Origin of the sequence: Bradyrhizobium sp. CCBAU 53351 (genome assembly GCF_015291745.1) — a bacterium.
GTDB lineage: Bacteria > Pseudomonadota > Alphaproteobacteria > Rhizobiales > Xanthobacteraceae > Bradyrhizobium.
Window position 1 is genome coordinate 537,506 of sequence record NZ_CP030059.1, and the last position, 23,380, is coordinate 560,885.

17 protein-coding genes and 1 pseudogene are annotated in these 23,380 nt (G+C 64.6%); 10 read left to right on the top strand and 8 right to left on the bottom strand.

Annotated features, from left to right (window positions below):
• Positions 1 to 173: 173 nt before the first annotated feature.
• The gene (gene fahA / locus XH83_RS02565; RefSeq protein ID WP_194405534.1) at positions 174 to 1,448 is read left to right on the top strand and encodes a fumarylacetoacetase; all 1,275 of its coding nucleotides are present in this window, start codon (positions 174 to 176) and stop codon (positions 1,446 to 1,448) included.
• A 19-nt stretch (positions 1,449 to 1,467) separates the two neighbouring features.
• Here the strand turns inward: fahA and XH83_RS02570 are convergent, their stop codons facing one another.
• The 5 genes from XH83_RS02570 to XH83_RS02590 all read right to left on the bottom strand — a co-directional run bounded on the left by XH83_RS02570 (position 1,468) and on the right by XH83_RS02590 (position 6,931).
• The gene (locus tag XH83_RS02570) at positions 1,468 to 1,779 is read right to left on the bottom strand and encodes a DUF1272 domain-containing protein (protein WP_194405535.1); all 312 of its coding nucleotides are present in this window, start codon (positions 1,777 to 1,779) and stop codon (positions 1,468 to 1,470) included.
• A gap of 104 nt (positions 1,780 to 1,883) precedes the next feature.
• On the bottom strand, positions 1,884 to 2,996 hold the full coding sequence (locus tag XH83_RS02575; protein ID WP_194405536.1) for a CaiB/BaiF CoA-transferase family protein: 1,113 nt from the start codon (positions 2,994 to 2,996) through the stop codon (positions 1,884 to 1,886).
• A 208-nt stretch (positions 2,997 to 3,204) separates the two neighbouring features.
• A complete protein-coding gene (locus XH83_RS02580; protein ID WP_194405537.1) occupies positions 3,205 to 4,005 on the bottom strand; it encodes a xanthine dehydrogenase family protein subunit M in 801 nt (266 codons plus the stop codon).
• 15 nt (positions 4,006 to 4,020) lie between these two features.
• On the bottom strand, positions 4,021 to 6,363 hold the full coding sequence (locus tag XH83_RS02585) for a xanthine dehydrogenase family protein molybdopterin-binding subunit (RefSeq protein WP_194405538.1): 2,343 nt from the start codon (positions 6,361 to 6,363) through the stop codon (positions 4,021 to 4,023).
• An 82-nt stretch (positions 6,364 to 6,445) separates the two neighbouring features.
• Positions 6,446 to 6,931, bottom strand: coding sequence for a (2Fe-2S)-binding protein (locus XH83_RS02590; protein WP_194405539.1), 486 nt, complete (start codon positions 6,929 to 6,931; stop codon positions 6,446 to 6,448).
• 463 nt (positions 6,932 to 7,394) lie between these two features.
• On the opposite strand from XH83_RS02590, the pseudogene XH83_RS02595 reads away from it, so the two are divergent.
• The 5 genes and pseudogenes from XH83_RS02595 to XH83_RS02615 form a co-directional block, all read left to right on the top strand.
• Positions 7,395 to 7,784 (top strand): annotated as a pseudogene (locus XH83_RS02595) (carbon monoxide dehydrogenase subunit G); the annotation flags it as partial.
• 260 nt (positions 7,785 to 8,044) lie between these two features.
• Positions 8,045 to 9,760, top strand: coding sequence for a PQQ-dependent methanol/ethanol family dehydrogenase (locus XH83_RS02600; RefSeq protein ID WP_246776401.1), 1,716 nt, complete (start codon positions 8,045 to 8,047; stop codon positions 9,758 to 9,760).
• 39 nt (positions 9,761 to 9,799) lie between these two features.
• Entirely contained in the window at positions 9,800 to 11,080 is a 1,281-nt protein-coding gene (locus XH83_RS02605; RefSeq protein ID WP_246776402.1) for a c-type cytochrome, read from the top strand.
• A 123-nt stretch (positions 11,081 to 11,203) separates the two neighbouring features.
• Complete coding sequence (locus tag XH83_RS02610) at positions 11,204 to 11,890, top strand: response regulator transcription factor (RefSeq protein ID WP_194405540.1); 687 nt, start codon at positions 11,204 to 11,206, stop codon at positions 11,888 to 11,890.
• A gap of 103 nt (positions 11,891 to 11,993) precedes the next feature.
• On the top strand, positions 11,994 to 12,686 hold the full coding sequence (locus XH83_RS02615; protein ID WP_194405541.1) for a response regulator transcription factor: 693 nt from the start codon (positions 11,994 to 11,996) through the stop codon (positions 12,684 to 12,686).
• A 144-nt stretch (positions 12,687 to 12,830) separates the two neighbouring features.
• Here the strand turns inward: XH83_RS02615 and XH83_RS02620 are convergent, their stop codons facing one another.
• Both XH83_RS02620 and XH83_RS02625 read right to left on the bottom strand, forming a co-directional pair.
• A complete protein-coding gene (locus XH83_RS02620) occupies positions 12,831 to 14,189 on the bottom strand; it encodes a hybrid sensor histidine kinase/response regulator (protein WP_194405542.1) in 1,359 nt (452 codons plus the stop codon).
• Positions 14,186 to 15,352, bottom strand: coding sequence for an FIST N-terminal domain-containing protein (locus XH83_RS02625; RefSeq protein ID WP_194405543.1), 1,167 nt, complete (start codon positions 15,350 to 15,352; stop codon positions 14,186 to 14,188). The genes XH83_RS02620 and XH83_RS02625 overlap by 4 nt, the downstream gene beginning before the upstream one ends.
• A gap of 247 nt (positions 15,353 to 15,599) precedes the next feature.
• Here XH83_RS02625 and XH83_RS02630 point away from each other — a divergent pair, with 247 nt between their 5' ends.
• From XH83_RS02630 to XH83_RS02640, 3 genes are all read left to right on the top strand, one after another.
• Entirely contained in the window at positions 15,600 to 17,639 is a 2,040-nt protein-coding gene (locus XH83_RS02630) for a methyl-accepting chemotaxis protein (protein ID WP_194405544.1), read from the top strand.
• A 356-nt stretch (positions 17,640 to 17,995) separates the two neighbouring features.
• A complete protein-coding gene (locus XH83_RS02635) occupies positions 17,996 to 20,029 on the top strand; it encodes a methyl-accepting chemotaxis protein (protein ID WP_194405545.1) in 2,034 nt (677 codons plus the stop codon).
• Positions 20,030 to 20,319: 290 nt separating this feature from the next.
• Positions 20,320 to 21,261, top strand: a complete 942-nt coding sequence (locus XH83_RS02640; RefSeq protein ID WP_194404488.1) for an IS110 family transposase — start codon at positions 20,320 to 20,322, stop codon at positions 21,259 to 21,261.
• 64 nt (positions 21,262 to 21,325) lie between these two features.
• Here XH83_RS02640 and XH83_RS02645 read toward each other — a convergent pair whose 3' ends face one another.
• The gene (locus XH83_RS02645) at positions 21,326 to 21,712 is read right to left on the bottom strand and encodes a DUF3175 domain-containing protein (protein WP_194405546.1); all 387 of its coding nucleotides are present in this window, start codon (positions 21,710 to 21,712) and stop codon (positions 21,326 to 21,328) included.
• Between the two features lie 182 nt (positions 21,713 to 21,894).
• Here XH83_RS02645 and XH83_RS02650 point away from each other — a divergent pair, with 182 nt between their 5' ends.
• Positions 21,895 to 23,379: an MFS transporter gene (locus tag XH83_RS02650; RefSeq protein ID WP_194408142.1), complete on the top strand. Its 1,485-nt coding sequence runs from the start codon at positions 21,895 to 21,897 to the stop codon at positions 23,377 to 23,379.
• The last annotated feature ends 1 nt before the right edge of the window (position 23,380 follow it).

Below are 23,380 nucleotides of genomic sequence, written 5' to 3' on the forward strand. Positions count from 1 at the left end.
CTTCCCCTCTCCTCTTGTGGGAGAGGGTGGCTCGCCGCCTGGCGGCGAGACGGGTGAGGGGTTCTCTCAGCGAGCGAACCTCTCATTTTTGAATACGCGGATAGAACCCCTCATCCGGCGCTTCGCGCCACCTTCTCCCGCAAGGGGAGAAGGAACAAAGAATCGGGCCAAACGTGACAACCCACCCCAACGACCCCAGCCTTCGCTCCTTCATCGAGGTCGATCCGTCCTCCGACTTCCCGATCCAGAACCTGCCCTATGGCGTGTTCTCGACCTCTGCCAATCCGACGCCGCGGGTCGGCGTCGCGATCGGAAACTACGTGCTCGATCTCTGGGAGCTCGAGCAGGATTCCCGGCTCGACGTCGGTCCGCTCGGCGTGTTCTCCGGAGGCTCGCTCAATCCCTTCATGGCGCTGGGACCGAAGGTCTGGAGCAAGACCCGAGCGCGGCTCAGCGAATTGCTGCGTCACGATCATCCGGAGCTGCGCGACAACGAGGAGCTGCGCAAGCAGGCTCTGGTGCCGATGCGCGATGCCAAGCTCCACATGCCCTTCGCCGTCTCCGGTTACACCGACTTCTATTCCTCAAAGGAGCACGCCACCAATGTCGGCGTGATGTTCCGCGGCAAGGACAATGCGCTGCAGCCGAACTGGCTGCATATGCCGATCGCCTATAATGGCCGCGCCTCCACCGTCGTGGTGTCAGGCACCAACGTGAAGCGCCCGCGCGGGCAGCTGAAGCCGCCGAACGTCGAGGTGCCGAGCTTCGGGCCCTGCAAGCGGCTCGATTTCGAGCTCGAGATGGGCGTCGTGATCGGCCAGCCCTCGCCGATGGGCGGCATGCTCAGCGAGCAACAGGCCGAGGAGATGATCTTCGGCTTCGTGCTGCTCAACGACTGGAGTGCGCGCGACATCCAGCAATGGGAATATGTGCCGCTCGGCCCGTTCCTGGCCAAGGCGTTCGCGACCTCGATCAGCCCGTGGGTGGTGGCGCGCGAGGCGCTGGAGCCGTTCCGTCTGAAGGGACCGGAGCAACAGCCCGTGCCGCTCGATTACCTCAAACAGGCAAAACCGCAGAACTACGATGTCGAGCTCGACGTTGCCTTGCGCGCCGCCGGCGCCAACGCGCCCGCCAGCATCAGCCGCACCAATTTCAAATACATGTACTGGTCCTCGGTGCAGCAGCTGATGCACCACGCCTCCTCGGGCTGCGCCATGAATGTCGGCGATCTCCTCGGCAGCGGCACCATCTCCGGCCCGGAGAAGAACCAGCGCGGCAGCCTGCTCGAGATCAGCTGGAACGGCACCGAGCCGGTCGAGCTCCCCGGCGGCGCCAAGCGCTCCTTCCTGGAAGACGGCGACAGCCTCGTCATGCGCGGCTGGTGCCAGGGCAACGGCTACCGCATCGGCTTCGGCGAGGTCGAGGGGACGATTCTGGCGGCGGAGTGAGTTGCCCACCCTACGAGACCTATCGCTTCTCCGGCGGCACGTCTCGTATCCGCGCGCAATGCGCGGCGACATCCTCCACGCTGTACTTCAAGTGCACGCGCTTGTCGGACGGTGCCTGCTTGCTCGTGCAGACGCCCGGCCGCCATTCCTGCATGGGCCGGATCGGACGTGGCGCAAAGCCGCCGCCGCAGTTCGGGCAGACGTTGGACAGTTTGGTCTCGACGCAGTCCGCGCAGAAGGTGCATTCATAGGAGCAGATCCGCGCGTCCGTTGCGTTTGGCGGCAGGTCGCGGTCGCAATATTCGCAGTTCGGCCGAAGCTGGAGGGCCATGGCAAAATCTCCCGGATCGTCGGAGATCATCGCAGATCGCGCCCGCGGTGCGAATGACGTAGTTCCCTCGATTTCAGCCGGGCTCTAGCGATGATCCAGCGCCGCTAGCCGCCGGCCTTCCACGCCTTCGTCACCGCGCCGATCTCCGCACCTTCCGGCTCGCGCACCGCCGACGGCGTGCGCGAGAACCGCGGCGCCGGTGCCGGCTGCTTCACGCCATGGCGCTCGACGAAGACGTTGCGGGCGACCATGTGCGGATGCTTTGTCGCCTCCGACATGGTCAGCACCGGCGCGAAGCAGATGTCGGTGCCTTCCATGATCTTGCACCAGTCCTCGCGCGTCTTGCTCTTGAACACTGCCCTGAGCTTCTCCTTCAGCGCCGGCCAGGCCTTGCGGTCCATCTGCGCGTCGAAATCGGCGTCCGTCAGGCCGGCGTGCTCGCGCAGCAGGGCGTAGAACTGCGGCTCGATCGAGCCGATCGAGACGAAATGGCCGCAGGCGCATTCATAGACGCCGTAGAAATGCGCGCCGCCGTCCAGAAAATTCTGGTTGCGGCCTTCGGTCCAGCGGCCGAGCGTCGTCATGTCGAAGAAGAACGACATCAGCGAGGCCGCGCCGTCGCACATCGCGGCATCGACCACCTGCCCCTTGCCGGACTTTTGCGCCTCCAGCAGCGCTGCGAGCACGCCGACGACGAGATAGAGCGCGCCGCCGCCGAAATCGCCGACCAGGTTGAGCGGCGGCACCGGCGCTTCCTTCGTGCCGATCGCGGCAAGCGCGCCGGTGATGGAGATGTAGTTGATGTCGTGGCCGGCGGCATTCGCCAGGGGGCCTTCCTGGCCCCAGCCGGTCATGCGGCCATAGACCAGCTTGGGATTGCGCGCGAGCACGACATCAGGCCCGAGGCCGAGCCGCTCCATCACGCCGGGGCGAAAGCCTTCGACCAGCGCATCGGCACTCGCGAGCAGGTCGAGCACCTGCGCGATCGCCGCCTTGTCCTTGAGATCGAGCTCGATCACCTTGCGGCCGCGGCCCGCCACCGACTTCATGCTCTTCCTGGCGCCGACCCGGTCGAGCGTGACGACGTCGGCGCCCATGTCCGCCAGCATCATGCAGGCAAACGGGCCGGGTCCGATGCCGGCGAATTCGACGATGCGGAAGCCCGAGAGCGGGCCGGAGGCGCGGACGGTCGAGGTGGGGGCTGATTTGTCGAGCACGTTGTTGTTTCCTCGGGTCGCGGGCGAATGCCGGTGATCCGGCAATCGTCTCCGACATTTCTTCTGTGGAGCGAGTTAATCGGCCGATTAACTTTTCTCGCCTTCGCGCCGGCGAGGCAAGCGGTTTTCATGCCGCATGGCCAAAATAAAACGGCGCGCACCGAAGTGCGCGCCGCGGAAAATTTGTGTCGAGACGCTGGCTGCGGGATCAGCCCGCAGCAGAAACCGCGCGCTGCGCCATCACCTTGATGAGATTGGCGCGGTACTCCGCCGTGCCGTGGATGTCTGCCAGCAATCCGTTCGCCGAAATGCTGACGCTATCGATCGCCGACGGCGACCAGTTCGATTTCAGCGCCGCTTCGATCGCGGGCACGCGCATCACGCCGCTTTGCGAGGCGCCGGTGGCGGCCACCCGAACCTCGCCCGACTTGGTCTGCGCGACGAACACGCCTGTCAGCGCGAAGCGCGAGGCCGGATGCCGCATCTTCTCGTAGCCCGCCTTCGCCGGCACCGGGAACGACACGGCGGTGATGATCTCGCCGTCTTCGAGCGCCGTCGAGAACAGGCCCTGGAAGAAATCCTCCGCCGCGATCGACCGCTTGTTGGTCTTCACGGTGGCGCCGAGCGCGAGCAGCGCGGCGGGGAAGTCCGCGGCCGGATCGTTGTTGGCGATCGAGCCGCCGATCGTGCCGCGATAGCGCACGGCGGGGTCGCCCAGCACCGAAGTGAGATGGGCGATCGCAGGGATAGCCTTCTTCACATCGGCATTCGTCATGATGTCGTAATAGGTCGTGGCGGCCTTGATGGTCAAAGTGTCGCCCGACAATTCGACGCCCTGCAGCTCCTTGATCTTGCCGAGGTCGATGACGTCGGAGGGGCTGGCGAGGCGCTGCTTCATCACAGGCAGCAGCGTCTGGCCGCCGGCGAGGAATTTTGCTTCGCTGCTCTTGCCGAACAGGCTGACGGCCTCGTCGACCGAGGAGGCGCGATGATAGGTGGTCTGGTACATCTTTGATGCTCCCTCTTAAGCCGCGTGGATCGTGCGCCACACCCGGTCAGGGGTCGCGGGCATTTCCAGATTGTTCTTGCCGATGGCATCCGTGATCGCGTTGATCACGGCCGCTGACGCCCCGATCGCGCCGGCCTCACCGCAACCCTTGATGCCCAGGGGATTGCCCGGGCACAGCGTCGTGGTGTGGGAGAGGTTGAAGGAGGGCACATCGTCGGCGCGCGGCATGGCGTAGTCCATGAACGAGGCCGTGACCGGCTGGCCGCTGGCATCGTAGATCGCGTGCTCGAGCAGCGCTTGCCCGATGCCTTGAACGAGGCCGCCATGGACCTGGCCCTCGACGATCATCGGGTTGATCAGCCGGCCGAAATCGTCGGCGGCGACGAAGTTGACGAAGGAGGTCTTGCCGGTGCCGGGATCGACCTCGAGCTCGCAGATATAGGTGCCGGCCGGGAAGGTGAAGTTGGTCGGGTCGTAGAAGGCGCTTTCCTTCAGGCCCGGCTCCATCCCGTCAGGCAGATTGTGCGCGGTGTAGGCGGCGAGCGCGACCATCGGCAGGGCAATCGCCTTGTCGGTGCCTGTCACCTTGAACTCGCCGTTCTCGATGACGATGTCGGCCTCGGAAGCTTCCAGCGCATGCGCTGCAATCTTCTTGGCCTTCGATTCCATCTTCTCCATCGCCTTCAGGATCGCGGTGAGGCCGACGGCCGCCGAGCGCGAGCCATAGGTGCCCATGCCGAACTGCACCTTGTCGGTATCGCCATGGACGATCGAGACCTGGCTGATGGGAACGCCGAGGCGCTCGGCGACGAGCTGGCAGAACGTGGTCTCGTGACCCTGGCCGTGGCTATGCGAGCCCGTGAGGATCTCGATGGTGCCGACGGGATTGACGCGCACCTCGGCCGATTCCCACAGGCCGACGCCAGCGCCCAGGCTGCCGACCGCCTTCGACGGCGCGATGCCGCAGGCCTCGATGTAGCAGGACACGCCGATGCCGCGCAGCTTGCCTTGCGACTTGGCTTGCGCCTTGCGCGCGGCAAATCCTGCGTAGTCGATCGCCTTCATCGCGGCATCGAGCGAGGCGTTGAAGTCGCCAGTGTCATAGGCCATGATCACGGGCGTCTGGTGCGGGAACTGGGTGATGAAGTTGGTCCGCCGCAGCTCGGCCGGATCGACCTTGAGCTGCCGCGCCGCCGTCTCCATGAGACGTTCGACCAGGTAGCTCGCCTCGGGACGGCCGGCGCCACGATAGGCATCGACCGGCGTGGTGTTGGTGTAGACCCCGATTACCTCGGCATGGATCGCCGGGATGTTGTACTGGCCCGACAGCAGCGTCGCGTAGAGATAGGTCGGCACCGACGACGAGAACAGCGACATGTAGGCGCCGAAATTGGCGTAGGTCTTCACCTTGAAGCCGGTGATCTTGTTGTTGGCGTCGAACGCCATCTCGGCATGGGTCACGTGGTCGCGGCCATGCGCGTCGGTGAGGAAGGCCTCGGTGCGGTCGCCGGTCCATTTCACGGGACGACCGACCTTCTTGGAGGCCCACAGCGCCACCATCTCCTCGGGATAGATGAAGATCTTGGAGCCGAAGCCGCCGCCGACGTCAGGGGCGATCACCCGCAGCTTGTGCTCGGGTGCGATGTTGTAGAACGCCGACAGCACGAGGCGGGCGACGTGCGGGTTCTGCGACGTCGTATAGAGCGTGAAGTGCTCCTCCGCGGCGTCGTAATCGGCGATCGCCGCCCGCGGCTCCATCGCGTTGGGGGCGAGGCGGTTGTTGGTGACGTCGAGCTTGACCACATTGGCGGCCTTGGCGAAGGCGGCGTCGGTGGCGCCCTCGTCGCCGATCACCCAGTCATAAACCTGGTTGCCGGGCGCTTCGGGATGAAGCTGCGGTGCGCCCGATTTGATCGCGGCCTGGACGTCGGCGACTGCAGGGAGTTCTTCATAATCGACAACGACAGCTTCCGCGGCATCGCGCGCCTGATTCTTGCTTTCGGCGATCACGACCGCGACGGCTTGTCCGACGAAGCGCACCGTCTCCGGCGCCATCGCCGGCCAGGCACCCATCTTCATCGGGCTGCCGTCCTTGGAGGTGATGGCCCAGCCGCAGATGAGGTTGCCGACCTTGTCGTCGACGATCTGCTGGCCGGTAAGCACTGCGACCACGCCCGGCATCTTCAGTGCGGCGGACGAATCGATCTTCTTCACCCTGGCGTGGGCGTGCGGGCTGCGGATGAAATGGGCATGGGTCATGCCCGTCAACTTGATGTCGTCGACGTAACGGCCCTTGCCGGTGATGAAACGCTTGTCTTCCTTGCGCACGACGCGCGCGCCGATACCTTCAACACCCATGTCTGGTCCTCCCGACCGGAAATTTCATGGCTGCGCTCTCCTTCGAGAGCGGCAGCAGTGATTCTTTTCGAGGCGTGCCGCTTTACTCGGCCGCCTGCGAGACCTTCATGCGACCGGCTGCATCCAGCACGGCCTTGACGATGTTGTGGTAGCCGGTGCAGCGGCAGATATTGCCTTCCAGCTCGCTGCGGACGGTGGCCTCGTCGAGCTGGCCACCATGGCGATGCACGATGTCGATCGCCGACATGATCATGCCCGGCGTGCAATAGCCGCACTGCAGGCCATGATTGTCGCGGAAGGCGGCCTGCATCGGGTGCAGCTCGTCGCCCTTGGCGATGCCTTCGATGGTGGTGATGCTGGCGCCGTCGGCCTGGCCCGCCAGCATGGTGCAGGATTTCACGGCGCGGCCGTCCATGTGCACGACGCAGGCGCCACACTGGCTGGTATCGCAGCCGACATGGGTCCCCGTGAGGTTGAGGTGATCGCGCAGCAGATGGACCAGCAGCGTGCGGTCCTCGACGTCGACAGCAACGGCCTTGCCGTTCACCGTCAGTTTGACTGTAGACACGTGACGTCCTCCCAGAGTGATTTTGATTGGTTCTAATTAGAGACAGCGCAACGGAACTTTGCAACTGGCATTTTGGTGACCTCGCGTCATGGAAAGGTCATCGTGGCGGCCGTCGCGCGTTGCGCGATTCGATCAAGCTGCTCCGGGCCGTCGCCAACATGGGGCGCAGCCGCACGGGAAGGTCTGGAAAGTTCGGTGTCGCGCCTGCAGGCAACGTCGCAGCATCGACGCCGTGCATCGCCGCCGCTCGCGCGCGAGTTCAGCCCTGCCGCACGTGATTCTCCCCTTGGATGTCTTGTTCCTTAGGCTGAATAGGAGCACGCGCCCGCGGCTTTGTAATCGCGATCTTGGTAGTAGGTGATTGAGAGCTAAGTCATTGATTTTGCTGCGGGCGGGCCGGAGCGTTGCCGGCGCTCCCCCTCCTGCTTCCTTGGCGATTGATCGACGGCGGGTGCCGCCTTAGTCCGCGCTCAACGATCCCGAGATTCTGAAACGCTGCATTCCCGGCTGCCAATCGCTCGAGATGACCTCGCCCACGGAGATGACGGCAATTGTTGTGCTGAAGGTTGGTCCGGTGAAGGTGACGTTCAGCGGCAAGGTGACGCTGACCGATATCGATGCGCCGAGCGGCTACCACATCGTTGGCGAGGGCGCCGCCGATTTTGCCACGGGCGGTGCGAAGGTCGCCTTCGCGGAAGAAACACGGGACATCACCATCCTCCATGACGAAGCCGAGGCGCAGATTGGCGGCACGCTCGCACAGCTCGGCGCGCGATTGATCGGTTCGACGTCACGCAAACTTGACGCGAACGTCTTCGAAAACTTTGCGGCGGTGGTAGCGCCATCATCGTGACCTCCGCGCGATTGCGGCACGATGCTGCCTGAATTCGATGACGCGTTTCGAGCTGTAAAACAAGGGCAAGACGCGAGGCAGGACAACGAGATGGGCGACGAAATTCGCCAATGATTTGCACTACTACCTTCCGCCTATACTAAGCGCGAAACGTCGATGCTGTAATTTCGAACGATGGCTCGCAGACGAACTGCGCATCATGAGCGCAATGCGCTCAGGCGTCCAACGTGGCGTGCACAACAACATCGTGGAGGGAATACATGACCTTTGAAACGAAGGGGTTCTTGGCTGGCATCTCGATGGTTGCGATGCTCGCCGCCGTGACGTCAGGCGTTCGCGCCAACGACTCGCTGATCAAGGCGCAGTCCGACCAGAACCAGTGGGCCGTTGCCGGCCACGACTACGGCAATACGCGCTACAGCCCGCTCAAGCAGATCAACACGGAGAACGCCGGCAAGCTGACGCTGGCCTATTCGTTCTCGCTGGCATCGCTGCGCTCCAACGAATCCTCGCCGATCGTCGTCGGCAACACGCTGTACGTGTCGAGCTCGTGGGGCCCGAAATACGTTTACGCGCTCGATGCGGCGACCGGCGCGCGCAAGTGGACCTGGGAGCCGGAAATTCCCGAGGACGTGCTGCAATATGCCTGCTGCGACGTGAACAATCGCGGCGTCTCCTATGCGGATGGAAAGATCTTCGTCGGCCGTCTCGACGGCAAGCTGACGGCGCTCGATGCCGCGACCGGCAAGTCGCTGTGGACCACGAAGGTGGTCGACTACAAACAGGGCTCGGTCATCACCTCGCCTCCGCTGGTCGTGCGCGACAAGGTCATCACCGGCTTCGGCGGCGGCGAGTATGGCGTGCGCGGCTCGTTGCAGGCCTTCGACATCAACACCGGCAAGCAGCTGTGGCAGACCTTCACGGTTCCCAGCCCGGACGAGCCCGGCGGCGACACCTGGAAGGGCGATTCCGCCCAGCACGGCGGCGGTGCGGCCTGGCTGGTCGGCTCCTACGATCCCAAGACCGATACCGTCTATTGGGGCACCAGCAATCCCGGTCCGTGGAACACCGGCGTCCGCTCCACCGGCGACGGCAATTTCGGCAAGCTGACCAACCTCTACACGGCGTCGACGCTCGCGCTCGATCCCAACACGGGCAAGATCAAGTGGCACATCCAGACCACGCCGGCCGATGCCTGGGACTATGACGGCGTCAACGAGGCCGTGCTCGCGGATCTGAAGATCGGCGGCAGTACCGTTCCGGCGCTGATGAAGGCGGACCGCAACGGCTATTTCTTCGTCGCCAACCGTGAGACCGGCAAGGTGCTCTCGGCCGAGAAATACGTCTTCTCCAACTGGGCCAAGAAGTGGGACGTCGCCACGATGCGCGCGGTCGAGGATCCCGACAAGCGTCCCGGCCCGAACCATCCCGCCAAGGACATCTGCCCGAACCTCATCGGCGGCAAGAACTGGCAGCCGATGTCCTTCAATCCGCAGACCGGGCTCGTCTACATCCCCTCGAACAATGTCTGCATGGACTGGTCGGTCTCCGACGTCGCCTACAAACGCGGCGTGTTCTATCTCGGCGCCGAATTCCCGACCAAGGAAGGTCCCGGCGGCTTCCTCGGCGAGCTCGTGGCCTGGGATCCGATCGCCCAGAAGAAGGTCTGGTCGATCAAGGAAGACCTGCCGTTCAACGGCGGCACGCTGACCACCGGCGGCGGCCTCGTATTCGCCGGCAACATTCATGGCGACTTCCGCGCCATCGATGCCAAGTCCGGCAAGGTGCTGTGGAGCAAGAATCTCGGCTCCGGCATCGGCGCAGGTCCGGTGACCTACAGCGTCGACGGCAAGCAATACGTCGCCATCGTCGTCGGCCGCACGGCAGCATTGCCCGCGTTCCTGGGCGAGGTTGGAAAGAAGATGACGGCCGCAGCCCCCGAGGGCGGTTCGCTCTTCGTGTTCTCCGTCCAGTGACCACTCGCGCGCGTATCCCGAAGGAGACGGGATACGCGCGTGCTTTTCTCGACATCGCGCGGCGACGGCACCAGTCAGATCCTGTGCCGCAACGCCTGGTCCATCAATTCCCAACTGCCGGAGATGAGGATGCGTCCGATCAATCCAGCTAACGGCAAGAGCCGACATCACACCATCGCGGGACGGCTCGCATGGCTCGCCGCGTCTGCGGTGATCGCATCGACCGCATTGGCACATGCCGACGACACAAAACCGTTTCGCCTGTGCGCCGATCCGACCAATCTGCCGTTCTCGAGCGATAATCCGTCGCAGCCCGGCTTCTATGTCGAGATCGGCCAGGCGCTGGCGCAGGCGCTCGGCCAGCCCATCACTTACGACTGGTACAAATCCTATTTCGGCAAGCGCACCGTGCGGGTCACGTTGCTCGGCAAGCAATGCGACGCCATGATCGGCCTGCCGCGCTCCGAGGATTTCATGGGGCCCGCCGTCATCTTCTCCAATAGCTTCGCGAAGGAGGGCTATGCCCTGGTCGCCGCGAAGGGCCAGGCGATCGGCGGCGTGGACGACCTCAAAGGCAAGCGTGTCGCGGTCCAATACGCCAGCACGCCGCAAAACCTTCTCGCGACACGTGACGACGTCCAGAAGGTGACCGTGCTGTCGCCCGAGGAGGCCATGCAGGCGCTCGACCAGGGCAGGGCGGACGTCGCCTTCATCTGGGGGCCGGTCGCCGGCTGGCTGAACATGACGACCTACGGGGATCGCTATCAGATCCGGCTCACCGAAGGCGAAGGCCTGTCCTGGGATGCCGCGATCGGTTTTGCGAAGGGATCGACCGAGCTGCGCGACCGCGTCGACGCGATCCTGCCGACACTTCAGAAGACGATCGCCGATCTCGCGGTGAAATACGGCCTGCCGGCCGGACAGCCGGTCCGCTTCGGAACGGCCGAGGCGGTGCCGGCGGGGACCACGACCGGGACCGGACCGGGGCCCGCTTTGGCGCAAGTCGCAAACGTGGTGGCAACCGAGGCCAAGGGCGATGCGACGGCGCCGAATGCGGAGATCGCCGGTGCGGGCAAGGAGATCTTCAACGGAACCTGCGCGCATTGCCACGGCCCCGACGCCATTCAGAGCGAGCGGAAGATCGATCTGCGGCTGTTGCGTCACCGCTACGGCGACGACATGCGCGACACCTTCTGGAAGACCGTGCATGACGGGCGCCCCGCCAAGGGCATGCCGGCGTGGAAGGAGGTCTTCACCGACACCCAGTTCGACAGCATCTATTCCTTCCTGATGACGGTCCAGGTCGAATCGAATGACTGAACGCCCTTGACCGCACGCGATCGGGAAGATGTGGTAGCATCCACCTTGCATCTTCCCGGCGCCGGACCGGTCCAGGAGGGGTGCGCTGCTGCCGCTCGCGCGGTGGATCCTTTGGAAGGCGCCATGGCCAGCTTCCTGATCATCGACGATCATCCGCTGTTTCGCGAAGCGCTGGGCAATGCCGTGCGGCTGGCCTTGCCCGAGGCCCGCATCCTGGAGGCGATGTCGATCGAGGACGCGCTGGACATCCTGTCGGCCGAGCAGGGGATCGACCTCGCGCTGCTCGACCTGTCGCTGCCGGATGCGACCGGCTTCTCCGGTTTCCTCCGCTTGCGCGAAACTCACCCGCGCCTGCCGGTCGCCATCGTCTCGAGCGAGGAGGACCAGCACGTGGTCCGCGAAGCACTGGCGCTCGGCGCGGCCGGCTATCTGCCGAAGTCGACGTCGAAGCGCGAGCTGGCCCAGTCGATCGAGGGCGTGCTCTCCGGATCGGTCTCGGTGCCGCGGGATTTCGTGGCGACGCCGCAGCGGCGAAAAGCCGAGACCAGCAAGGCGCTCGAGGTCAAGCTGCGCGAGCTCACGCCGCAGCAAATTCGGGTCCTGGACCTGCTTCGGCGCGGCTATCCGAACCGGCAGATCGCGCAGGAGCTGCAACTCGCCGAATCCACGGTCAAGGCGCACATCACCGAGATCCTGCGCAAGCTAGGGCTATTCAGCCGCAACAAGGCGATCATCGAGATCGGCAAGATGGAGCTGCCCGACCCCAGGAACCGGCCCTATGCGCGGGCCGACCGCGGCAGGCCGCAATGATCCACCCCGCCATTGTTGACTTCGATCAAGCCGGCGCGCGCCGGCTGATACATTCTCAAAAGAGTTCGACATCCGGCAGATATTTGGAAATGGCTGACGCGTGATGCGATTTCTGATTGTCGAAGACCATCCGCTGTTCCGCGAGGCGCTCGAAGGCGCGCTGCAAATGGTGGCGCCCGAGGCCGAGATCCTGCAGGCGATGTCAGTCGACGGCGCGCTCGAGCAGCTGTCCGCGGGCGCCGAGCTCGATCTCCTCCTGCTCGATCTGTCGATGCCGGGCACGACCGGCCTCTCGGGCATCGTTCGCATCCGCAAGGCCTTCCCGAAGGTCCCCGTCGTCGTCGTGTCGGGACATCAGGATCCCAGAATCATCTCCGGCGCCTTGTCGCTCGGCGTCGCCGGTTACATTTTCAAATCCTCGTCCAAGCAGGAACTCGCCCAGTCGATCGGCGAGGCGCTGAAGGGGCTGGTCTGTCTTCCCGACGCCTATCGTGCCCTCCGGCCGCAACGTGCCCCAAGTCCCGCTCATGATCTGCTGAAGCGGCTGCATGATCTGACACCGCAGCAATTGCGGGTCCTCGAAATGCTCAAGCGCGGCCTTCAGAACAAGCAGATCGCCTTTGAGCTGAAGATTTCCGAGACCACCGTGAAGGTCCATGTCTCGGACATCCTGCGCAAGCTGAACGTCGTGAGCCGCACCAAGGCGATCGTCGAAATGTCCAAAATCGATTTTGCGACGCTGGCGAGCGACGGGGGCCGTGCCAAGCACGATCGTGCCCAGCCGGATCAGCCGTGACGCGAATGTCTTCCGGTCCTGTCGCGCCGATCGACGGCCGCTAGATCGGCAAGTAAGTCATGCCATTGGCGGAATGTAATTTAGTACCGCTACTGTGCATGGGGTTGTTTTTCGATATTTGGTTTGGCGCCCCGGCGCAGGGAGCTAGCTCAGCAGGAACGACAGCAGCGCGCGCATCTCGGCGGGCTTGACCGGCTTCTTCAACACTTCGAGGCCGGAGAGGCTCGCCTGCTTGGCGGCCTTCTCGGAATAGTCGGCGGTGATGATCATCGCGGGCACGTCGAGCTTCAGGTGCTCTCGGATATCGGCGATCGCCGACAATCCGCTTTCGCCGTGATCGAGATGAAGGTCGGCGATGACCGCGTCGGGTGCTCCGCCCAGCTCGCTGAGGCGCAGCAGCGCGTCCGCCGCCGATGGCGTGGTCGCGACGTCGCAGCCCCACCCTTCCAGCAGGGCGGCCATGGCCTCGGAGCCGGAGGGATCGTTCTCGACCAGCAGGATCTTGGCGCCTTCGAGGCCGCCATATTGGCGTTCACTGAGCTTGGTCTCGTGCACCTCGTCGCTGACCTCGGCGAGATCGGCCGGCTCGAGCTCGAGGACGAACGTCGAGCCCTTGCCGACCTGCGACGACAGCCGCACCTCGTGTCCGAGCACGGTCGCGAAGCGGCGGACGATGGACAGACCAAGCCCGAACCCGGCCTGGTCGGTGGCACTGGCTTCACCGCGCTGGAATTCGCGAAAGATGGCCTCTTGCTGCGTCTGCGCAATTCCCGGTCCGGTGTCGGAGACCTGGACGCAGATGCGGCCGTCTCGCCGCCTGCAACCCATTACGACGCCGCCGCTGCGCGTGTAGCGGATGGCATTGGCGAGCAGATTTTGCAGGATGCGCCGGAGCATCATCGCGTCCGACCACACCGCGAGCGGCGAGTTGCGGATGCGCAAGGACAGGCCCTGCCGCGCAGCGAGCGGCGCGAATTCGTTGTGAAGCTGCTCGAACAGCGGCGCCAGCGCGAGCGGACGCACTTCGGGTCTGAGCGCGCCGGCGTCGAGCTTGGCGATCTCCAGCAACGACCGCAACAGATCTTCCAGCGTCACCAGCGAGCGGTCGACCTGGTCGATCAGAAGGCCAGCCTGCTGTGCCTCCATCATCTCGGCTAACGCCGAGAGCGTCAGCCGCGCCGCGTTCAGCGGCTGCAGCAGATCGTGGGTGACCGAGATCAGGACGGACGATTTGAGCGAGCTTGCGGCCTCGGCCTGCTGCTTGGCGCGATACAGGCCCTCATTGGCGCGTTCGATCGAATGCAGTGCCTCGCGCAACTGGGTGGTCCGGTCCCGGACCTGGCGGTCGAGCGCGATGGCCGTCTCGAACAGCGAGAAGGCGTTGAGCTGCTGGTCCATCGAGCGCTCGACGCGGGACATCAGCGCCGCATTGATCTTCCTCAGCTTCGCGGTTTCCCGCTGCAGCTGCTCGACCGTGTCTGGCTCCTGCAATAGCTCGGTCACGAGGGACGCCTGCCGATGGCGACGCCCGTGAACGTCTGATTCACGTGCATCGATCCGAACTGCTCGCCATAGGTATGAAAACCGACGACGCGATTCTGGCGGTAGAGCTCGGACATGTCGCGGGCGAGCTGGTGCTGTTCGGCATCGAGCCGGCGCAGCAGGCATTCGAAGCCGATATAGAGCGAGACCTCGCCGATCTGGTCGCGCGTTTCCGCAAAGGCCTCGCGTGTCGTGCCGACCAGGCTGCGCGATGTCGCGGCGGTCAGCACCATGCCTTCGTCGATCGCGCAGAAGAAGTGCAGCGACCCGTCGGGTTCGACGCGCTGGATCGACCGGGCGTAGTAGGAGCCGCCGACGCGGACCAGGACGGGATGCGAGGCGAACGAGAACGGGTCGAGCTTGGCATCCATGATCCCGACGACGCGGGAATATTCCTGCGCCGCGGGCTCGGCGTTCAGCTCCCTGACGGTTCGATTCTCGATGTCCGCCTCGGTGACCACCATCTTCTGGGGCCGCGGTTCGAAATTATCGCATTTGAAGACCCGGAACGGCAGCGACGTGCTCAGGAGGATCAGGAGGGCGGCGTTGGTGTGCGCCTTGCCGTCGAGAAACACAAAGGTCCGCTCGAAGCGCATGCCGTCGCCCGCAGAACCCCCGACGATGGGAATGTCGTCCAGCGAGGCATAGATCGCGGACATCACCGCTTCTTCCCGGCCGCACAGGCCGTCGATCAGGACCAGGCCGAACGAATTTCCGCGCTCGACCTCGGGGGATGCCCGCAGCAGCTCCTGCCGGGCCTCGGCGCTGATCCTGCGGCCGTCCTCGACGTGAAAACCATCGAGATTGAGAATGGGCCGCACCACGGCCGCAAAATCGGTGCGACTGAAGGCGAGCGCGACGACGCTGTTCTCGTCCCAGCCGTCGGGCGCCAGCTCGCCGGCGGTGGTGCAACCGCAGACCGGGATCCCGTCAAATTGCCGGCTGATCTCCGCGATGAATTGGTGCGGATCGTAGCTCGGGGAGACGAAGAGCAGGAGCAGCGCCAGCTCATCGGATGGGAGCTGAGCGGCGAGGTCGGCAACGGCTTGCTCGACGCCCGCGGCCTTCGACTTCGCGACGGCAACGCCAGACGCACCGCCAAACCGAAAGTCGGTTTGCCCCACTCCGTTTCTCCCTCAAGGACCCGCTCGGTCTGATGCCGTGCCTGACAAGTGCCCAGAGAGTATGGCCTTTTTCGCCTGGTCGCAACATGGCGGCGAGAATCGCGGAACGTGCGTTCCGCGCGCCAGGCGGCCCTCGGCCACGAATTTACCGCCCCTTGACGATTGTGCCCTAATTTTCATCGCGGGTCCGGGAGGGGCTGCTCCCGGGCAGCGTTGCACGTGCAAGAACTGATCTTTGGGGGTGGGAATGTCCGGGCGTACCGCGTCGTCGTCTAAGCGCACACTGTTTCCCACCCTGAGGTTCCGCGCCAAGATCATCCTGGGCTTTGCGGTCGTGCTCGCCATCTCGGCGGTGAGCCTCGCCTTCGCCTATTTCGGCTTCGAGCGTGTGTCGGAAGGCGTAGGATCCTACCGCAGCAGCGTCTCGGAGGCCGATCTCGCCCGCAATATCGATCGCGAGCTGCTCGGCTATCGTTCGGCCGCGCGTTATTTCGTGGTGACCGGCAAGGAAGACGACGCCAAGGCGGCGCTGGACGCCGAAGCCAGCCTGAAGAGCGCGATCGATCAGGCGATCCAGAACGCGAAGAACCCGGCCCGGCTCGAAAGCCTCAACAAGCTGGCGAAGGAATTTTCCAACTTCTCGGCGACCTTCGCCAAGATCTTGCAAGCCAAGCGCGACAGCGCGCTGCTGGTCCAGAACCAGCTCCAGCGCAACGCCAATCTGCTGAAATACAAGCTCGACGACATCGGTAACAACGCCTCCGACTCCGAGGCGCAGGCGATCGAATTCGGCACCAAGCAGGTCAACGCCCAATTCCAGACCGCGAGTGGAGCCGCGGGCAACTTCATCCTCAACTCGGACCAGGCCGTCGGCGCAAGTGCGATGGCGCGGCTGAAATTCGTCGAGAACTCGCTCGGCGCGGTCTATTCCATGGACGACAAGATCGTCACCGGCCTGAAAGAGGCCAAGGCTCTGCTCGGCGCCTATCGCGATGCGCTGGAAAAGCTGATCGCGAAAGCGAAATTGGTCGACGAGCTCGTCACCGAGATGAGCGGCTCGGCCGGTGCGATTCTGCAGGGCGCGACCGCCATGAAGGCGGATCTCGTCGCCGAACAGCAACGGCTGGACCAGGAGTCGGAAGCGACCATCGGACGGACCGAGCATCTGGTTCTGATCCTCGCCATCGGCGGCACGCTGCTCGGCGCGGTTCTCGCCTTCCTGCTCGGCACCGGCATCTCGCGTCCGATGATCGCGATGTGCAAGGCGATGCGCGAGCTCGCCTCGGGCAATTTCGACGTGGTGCTGCCGGGTCTCGGCCGCAAGGACGAGATCGGCGAGATGGCCGGTGCGGTCGAGGAGTTCAAGGTTCAGGCTGTCGCCAAGGCCGAGCGCGATGCCGCGGCCAGCGAAGTGCAGAACCGCGAGCAGGCCGCAAGCCGCCGTGCCGAGCTGATCCGCTTTGCCGATGATTTCGAGAGCGCGGTCGGCGCGATCGTGTCCAACGTCTCGGCCTCGGCCGTGCAGCTGGAATCGGCCGCGTCAACGCTGACCCGGACCGCCGAGACCACCCAGAGCCTGTCGAGCCAGGTCGCGGACGTCTCCGAGCAGGCCTCCTCCAACATGCAGTCGGTCGCCACCGCGACGGAAGAGCTGTCGGCCTCGGTCGAGGAGATCGGTCGCCAAGTCCGCGATTCCAGCCGTATTGCGGAAGCTGCCGTGGTGCAGGCCAAGGAGACCGACGGCCGCATCGGAAAACTCTCGCATGCGGCGCAGCAGATCGGTGAGGTGGTCAAGCTGATCACGGCGATCGCCGAGCAGACCAACCTTCTGGCGCTCAATGCCACCATCGAGGCGGCGCGCGCCGGCGAAGCCGGACGTGGCTTTGCGGTGGTTGCGAGCGAAGTGAAATCGCTGGCGAGCCAGACCGCGAAGGCGACGGACGAAATCTCTTCGCACATCGCGGGGATGCAGGGCGCAACGGCGGAATCGGTTGCCGCGATCAAGGAGATCGGAGCGACCATCGGCCAGATCTCCTCGATCTCGACCTCGATTGCCAGCGCCGTCGAGCAGCAGGGCGCGGCGACGCAGGAGATCGCGCGCAGCGTCCAGACCGTGGCACAGGGCACCCAGACTGCGGCCACCGACATCGGCCAGGTCAACCGCGGCGCCGCCGAGACCGGCTCGGCCTCGGAGGAGGTGCTGCACTCGGCCAAGACGCTGTCATCCGAAAGCACCCGCCTGCGCGCCGAGCTCGATCGCTTCATGGGCAATATCCGGGCAGCGTAAGGCGCGCTGTTGCGTCATATCCAACTGTCGTCCCCGCGCACGCGGGGACCCATAACCACAGGGAGCGGCTAAGGAGCGAGCGGGTAACTCCGAGTCTTCGCCACACTTCTCCCTGTGGCTATGGGTCCCGGATCTGCGCTTCGCTTGTCCGGGACGACAGCGGAGATTGGCGCGCGGATCAATTGTAACGCCGCGGGAAAGCGGACCTTAACAACTCCTCTGCGTCACCTAACCGCCAGCCAGGCGTCGCAAATTTACCACAGCTTATCCTTTGCCGATTACCGTGCGGACGAGTCAGAGAGCGGGCTGCTCTTTCGGCTGCGCCTGGTTTTCCGCGAATGGAATGGGGTGGGGGAATGTCGGTCAAGTCGAAGTCGAACCAATCGAAGCTGCCAACTTTGCGGTTTCGCGCAAAAATCATCCTCGGCTTCGTGGCGGTGCTGGCCATCCTCGCCGTCAGCATGGCCTTCGCCTATTTCGGCTTCGAGCGGATTGCCGGCGCCGTGGCCTCCTATCGCACCAGCGTCTCGGAAGCCGACCTCGCGCGGACGGTCGACCGCGAACTGATCGCCTATCAAGGACTGGCCCGCGCCTACACCCTGACGGGGGCCGCGGATGACGAGACCGCAGCCAAGGCTGCCGAGGAAAATCTGAAGAGCGCGATCGCCAAGTCGATGTCCGCCACGACCGGCGCCGCCCGACGCGAGGAGGTCGGCAAGCTCGAGGCCGAGTTCCAGCGCTTCACCAAGGTGTTCGGGGAAATCATCACGCTGACGCGTGAGAACAACAAGATCGCGGCCGATGAGCTCAACAGCGTCGGCAACAAGATCCGGTTCAAGTTCGACGATCTCGCCGATACGGCCGCGCTGGCGGGGCTGGCCTCAGTCCAGACCACGGCCAAGGACATCACCTCGCAATATCTGGCGGTCTCCACCTCGGTCAGCGCCTTCGTCGCCAAGCCGGAGCCGAAGACCGCCGATGGCGTGATCGCCCGCGTCAAATTCCTGGAGACCCTGCTGGTCTCGATCTATGCCAACGACCAGAAGATCACCGACCGCGTCACCGAGATCGGTAATCTGCTGAAGCAGTACCGTTCCTCCTTCACGAAGCTGTCGGAGAATGTGAAGATCATCGTCAAGCTGAACGGCGAGATGACCAAGACGGCGGCGGGCATCCTCAAGCTCTCCGGCGAACTGCGGTCGGACCTGACGGCCGATCAGCAGCGCATCGAAGCGAGCGCCAATGCGACGATCGTGGATACCGAGCGACTCATGGTGATGCTGGCGCTCGGCGGCCTCGCCATCGGCGCGGTGCTTGCCCTGATGCTCGGCAACGGCATCTCGCGTCCGATGATCGCGATGTGCAAGGCGATGCGGGAGCTCGCCTCGGGCAATTTCGACGTCGTGCTGCCGGGTCTCGGCCGCAAGGACGAGATCGGCGAGATGGCCGGCGCGGTCGAGGAGTTCAAGGTTCAGGCTGTCGCCAAGGCCGAGCGCGATGCCGCGGCCAGCGAAGTGCAGAACCGTGAGCAGGCCGCAAGCCGCCGCGCCGAGCTGATCCGCTTTGCCGATGATTTCGAGAGCGCGGTCGGCGCCATCGTGTCCAACGTCTCGGCCTCGGCCGTGCAGCTGGAATCGGCCGCGTCAACGCTGACCCGGACCGCCGAGACCACCCAGAGCCTGTCGAGCCAGGTCGCGGGCGTCTCCGAGCAGGCCTCCTCCAACATGCAGTCGGTCGCCACCGCGACGGAAGAGCTGTCGGCCTCGGTCGAGGAGATTGGTCGCCAGGTCCGCGATTCCAGCCGCATTGCGGAAGCTGCCGTGGTGCAGGCCAAGGAGACCGACGGTCGCATTGGAAAACTCTCGCATGCGGCGCAGCAGATCGGCGAGGTCGTCAAGCTGATCACGGCGATCGCCGAGCAGACCAACCTTCTGGCGCTCAATGCCACCATCGAGGCGGCGCGCGCCGGTGAGGCCGGCCGCGGCTTCGCGGTGGTCGCGAGCGAAGTGAAGTCGCTGGCGAGCCAGACCGCGAAGGCGACGGATGAAATCTCCTCGCACATCACGGGCATGCAGGGCGCCACCGCCGAATCGGTTGCCGCGATCAAGGAGATCGGAGCGACCATCGGCCAGATCTCGTCGATCTCGACCTCGATCGCCAGTGCCGTCGAGCAGCAGGGCGCGGCGACGCAGGAGATCGCGCGCAGCGTCCAGACCGTGGCACAGGGCACCCAGACCGCGGCCACCGACATCGGCCAGGTCAACCGCGGCGCCGCCGAGACCGGCTCGGCCTCGGAGGAGGTGCTGCACTCGGCCAAGACGCTGTCATCCGAAAGCACCCGTCTGCGCGCCGAGCTCGATCGCTTCATGGGGAATATCCGCGCGGCGTAGGCCTCGCTGTCGCTTCACCCTCGGTTGTCGTCCCCGCGAAAGCGGGGGACCCATAACCACAGGGAGAAGTGGTTGCGCGAAACTGGTCACTCCGAGTCTTCGCCAAACATCTTCCTGTGGTTATGGGTCCCTGTGTATCGAAATCCTGTCATGGTGGAGTGGGCGGGAAGCCGTTGGGTCCTTGGCGCTTGACGCCGTGAGCCGGCTCGGTCTCCCGCCCGTTCCATTTATCAACCTGAACAGTTGCACGAGGCTGCGCCAACAGACCTCGCATCACAGGGACAGGCACCATGATCATACGCCCTCGTTACGTCGGAATCGACGTCTCCAAACGATATCTCGATATCTTCGATGAGAGCCTGGGCGTGCCGGAGCGCATCGCCAACGCGCCGCAGGCCATCACACAGATCGCGGCGCGTTGGCGATGCGATGTGCTGGTCGTCTTTGAAGCCACGGGCGTCTATGACCTTGAGCTTCGTGAGGCGCTCAGCCAGGCCGGCATCCGCTTTGCCCGGATCAACCCGGCCCGGGCCCGGGACTTTGCGCGCGCCAGCGGCCAGCTCGCCAAGACCGACCCGATCGATGCCCGGATGCTGGCGAGCTTTGCCCGGGCCATGCAGCCTGCCGCTGAGCAGGCTGCCAATCCTGCCCGCAATGCCCTGGCGGGGCTTGCAAAACGGCGGGATCAACTGGTTCTCATGCGTGCCCAGGAGAAGAACAGGCGCAGCGAGGCCGAGGACCGCGCCATGGCCGATCGCATCGGTCGGCTCATTGAAGTCCTCGACAATGAGATCGCCGCAATCGAGGCCGATATTAGCGCACTGATCAAGACTGAGCCGGAGGTCTCCGATGATGCGCAGTTGATGCGGTCACTTCCCGGCGTGGGCCCCGTAACCTGCATGCAGCTGATCGCGCAGATGCCGGAACTCGGAAAAGTGGGACCGAAGCAGGTGGCCGCGCTCGCCGGCCTGGCTCCCTTCAACGTCGACAGCGGCGCTTACCGCGGCAAGCGGAAGATCGTCGGGGGCCGAAAGCGCGTCCGCGATGCCCTCTACATGGCCGCTCTCAATGCGGTCCGCCGGGCCGATCCATTCAAGGCCTTCTACGCTCGACTGCGACAGGCCGGTAAACCTGCCAAGCTCGCTCTCATTGCCGTTGCCAGGAAGCTGTTGACGGTCCTCAACGCCATCATCCGCGATCGAAAGCCGTACCTGTACACTAGGCCAACATAACAGTTGCCGGATCTTCGCTGCGCTCGTCCGGGACGACAGCGGAGTTAAGAGCGCCGTCTGAGACTCACTCCCTCCCGAACGCCCGCTTCAGCTCGACCTTCGCCTTTTCCAGCCGCGCGCGCTGTGTTTTCGGCAAGGTCTTGCCGGCGCGGTTGATGTAGAAGGTCAGCATCGACAGCGCCGAACGATAGGCGCCGGTCTTGCGTCGTGAGCTGTGCTCGGCCGATCGCTTCAGTGACGTCGCGATCTTCTTCGGGCTGGTCAGCTTGAACACGCCCTGCTTGAGGTCGAGTGCGTCGCTCTCTTTGGTCACACGCTGCGACCAGCGCTTTGGCGTTGCGCGTTTGGCGTTCTTGCGCGTGGTCGTGCTGCGCCGCGTGCTTGTCTTCCGGCGGCTGGATTTGCGGGCGCCGCTGTTTCGCGAATGTGTCGTCTTTCTGACATGAGCCATGCGTCAACTCCTTGCGGCTCCATCGGAAACGGCCGGTGCTGGCGGCCGTTCCTGCGGGAACCCGGCCTCGCCGCGGACGTTGTCGCAGGTGGCAGGCGGAATGCCGCACCCCAATGATCGGATCGACCCCGTTCACGTCCTGTGAATCGGGGCCGCTTCTATTGATCGAACGCAACAGCCCGATGGAATTGCAGCAAAGCCCAGCGCGGAACTATGCATCTGGGGTCTCGGCGGCCGCGACCGACCGCATCGTCGAGACCAGTATTCCGGCGCGGCTCGACGCGCTGCCCTGGAGCGGGTTTCACACCCGCGTCGTGCTCGCGCTCGGCATCACCTGGATCCTTGACGGGCTCGAGGTGACACTGGCCGGCGCGCTCTCCGGTGCGCTGAAGCAGAGCCCGTCGCTGCACTTCTCCAATCTCGATCTCGGCATTGCCAATTCCGCCTATCTCGCCGGCGCCGTGCTCGGTGCGCTCGGCTTCGGCTGGCTCACCGACCGCATCGGCCGCAAGAAGCTGTTCTTCATCACGCTGGCGCTCTACCTCTCGGCGACGGCGGCGACCGCTCTGTCGTGGGATGTCGCGAGCTACGCGGCGTTTCGTTTCCTCACCGGCGCCGGCATCGGCGGCGAATACACCGCGATCAACTCGACCATCCAGGAGTTGGTGCCGGCGCGCTATCGCGGCTGGACCGATCTCGTCATCAACGGCAGTTTCTGGATCGGCGCCGCGATGGGCGCGGTCGCGGCCATCGTGCTGCTCGATCCCGCCGTGATCGCGCCCGATCTCGGCTGGCGTCTCGCTTATCTGATCGGCGCCAGCATCGGTCTCGTCGTGCTGTTGATGCGAATGTGGATTCCGGAAAGTCCGCGCTGGCTGATGATCCATGGCCGTCCCGACCAGGCGCATGCGATCGTCGACGAGATCGAGCGTTCCGTGATCGGGCATGGCCAGGATACGAGCGAGGCGCGCTTCACCAAGATGCGGCTGAAGATGCGCGATCACACGCCGATCCGCGAGGTCGTGCACACGCTGTTCTCGGCGTACCGCCAGCGCGCGCTGGTCGGCCTCGTGCTGATGAGCGCGCAGGCGTTCTTCTACAACGCGATCTTCTTCACCTTCGCGCTGGTGCTGACCGATTTCTACGGCATCCGCGCCGATCACGTCGGCTGGTACCTGCTGCCGTTTGCCGCCGGCAATTTCCTGGGGCCCCTCTTGCTCGGCCGGCTGTTCGATACGCTGGGACGCCGCACCATGATCATGTTCACCTACGGCATGTCCGGCGTGCTCCTGGCGGTCTCGGGCTATCTGTTCTCCATCGGCGTGCTCTCTGCGCAGGGGCAGACCATCGCCTGGATGGTGATCTTCTTCTTTGCATCGCCGGCCGCCAGTGCGGCCTATCTCACCGTCAGCGAGACCTTTCCGCTCGAAGTTCGCGCGCTGGCGATCGCCGTGTTCTACGCGGTCGGCACCGGCATCGGCGGCGTGATCGGGCCGGCGCTGTTCGGCGCACTGATCGACACGGGATCACGCACCAGCGTGTTCGCCGGCTATCTGCTGGGGGCAGTCCTGATGATCGCGGCCGCGATCGTGGCGTGGCGCTATGCCGTCTCGGCGGAGCGCAAATCGCTCGAACAAATCGCTCGGCCGCTCGCCTTTATGGAGTAGA

Bases quoted from the DNA above. Each gene is read 5' to 3' on its own strand.
- XH83_RS02570 (WP_194405535.1), bottom strand. From the start codon at position 1,779: ATGGCCCTCCAGCTTCGGCCGAACTGCGAATATTGCGACCGCGACCTG.
- XH83_RS02580 (WP_194405537.1), bottom strand. From the start codon at position 4,005: ATGTACCAGACCACCTATCATCGCGCCTCCTCGGTCGACGAGGCCGTC.
- XH83_RS02585 (WP_194405538.1), bottom strand. From the start codon at position 6,363: ATGGGTGTTGAAGGTATCGGCGCGCGCGTCGTGCGCAAGGAAGACAAG.
- XH83_RS02600 (WP_246776401.1), top strand. From the start codon at position 8,045: ATGACCTTTGAAACGAAGGGGTTCTTGGCTGGCATCTCGATGGTTGCG.
- XH83_RS02610 (WP_194405540.1), top strand. From the start codon at position 11,204: ATGGCCAGCTTCCTGATCATCGACGATCATCCGCTGTTTCGCGAAGCG.
- XH83_RS02615 (WP_194405541.1), top strand. From the start codon at position 11,994: ATGCGATTTCTGATTGTCGAAGACCATCCGCTGTTCCGCGAGGCGCTC.
- XH83_RS02630 (WP_194405544.1), top strand. From the start codon at position 15,600: ATGTCCGGGCGTACCGCGTCGTCGTCTAAGCGCACACTGTTTCCCACC.
- XH83_RS02635 (WP_194405545.1), top strand. From the start codon at position 17,996: ATGTCGGTCAAGTCGAAGTCGAACCAATCGAAGCTGCCAACTTTGCGG.
- XH83_RS02640 (WP_194404488.1), top strand. From the start codon at position 20,320: ATGATCATACGCCCTCGTTACGTCGGAATCGACGTCTCCAAACGATAT.
- XH83_RS02645 (WP_194405546.1), bottom strand. From the start codon at position 21,712: ATGGCTCATGTCAGAAAGACGACACATTCGCGAAACAGCGGCGCCCGC.
- XH83_RS02650 (WP_194408142.1), top strand. From the start codon at position 21,895: ATGGAATTGCAGCAAAGCCCAGCGCGGAACTATGCATCTGGGGTCTCG.